General features: G+C 66.3%; 1 protein-coding gene. It reads right to left on the bottom strand.

Annotation, left to right across the window (positions count from 1 at the left end; genetic code table 11):
- On the bottom strand, window positions 1–775 hold a 775-nt coding region (locus EOD15_RS35025; RefSeq protein ID WP_185929177.1), incomplete at both ends, for an E3 binding domain-containing protein.

Consider the following 775-nt stretch of genomic DNA (forward strand, 5'->3'; position numbering starts at 1 on the left):
GGGCAGCCGCATTGATCTGCGTGCGCAGCGCCAGCAGCGCATCGAGTTCGCAGTCGAGCGTCAGGTAGAAATGCGGGATGGTGGTCTTGGCCTCGACCAGCCGCCGCGCAATGGTCTTGCGCATATTGTCATGCGGGACGAGTTCGTAGGAGCCCTGTTCGAACAGACGCAGCACGTCCCCCTCCCCCTTGAGGGGAGGGTGGCCGGCCACAGGCCGGTCGGGTGGGGTCGCTTCGACCGGTGTCGGCGCCAGGGCGGTGCTGAATTGGGCGGCGCCTCCTGAGGCGACCCCCTCCGTCCGCTTCGCGGACACCTCCCCCTCGAGGAGGGAGGAAAGTGCGGCGTCGATATCGGCTTTTACAACACGGCCGTATGGGCCTGTGCCGGATACGGTTGAGAGGTTCAGGCCAGCCTCGCGGGCTAGGCGCCTGGCCAAAGGTGTCGCGCGGGCTTTCCCCTCCCCCTCGAGGGGAGGGTGGCCGGCCGCAGGCCGGTCGGGTGGGGTCGGTTCGACTGGGCTCGACGGTACAGGGGTGCCTCCTGAGGCAACCCCCTCTCTCGACTTCGTCGACATCTCCCCCTTGAGGGGGGAATTTGGCGCATAGCTTTCACCGTCGGCATAAATCCATGCAACAGCTGCACCGACCGCAATATCGACACCTTCCTTGCCGGTGACGTCGCGCAACACGCCGCTGGCCGGCGCGTCGATCTCCATCGCCGCCTTGTCGGTCTCGATCTCGAACAGCACATCGCCCTTCTTGACGTGCGCGCCTTC

This window comes from Mesorhizobium sp. M7A.T.Ca.US.000.02.2.1 (assembly GCF_003996995.1).
Taxonomy (GTDB): Bacteria; Pseudomonadota; Alphaproteobacteria; order Rhizobiales; family Rhizobiaceae; genus Mesorhizobium.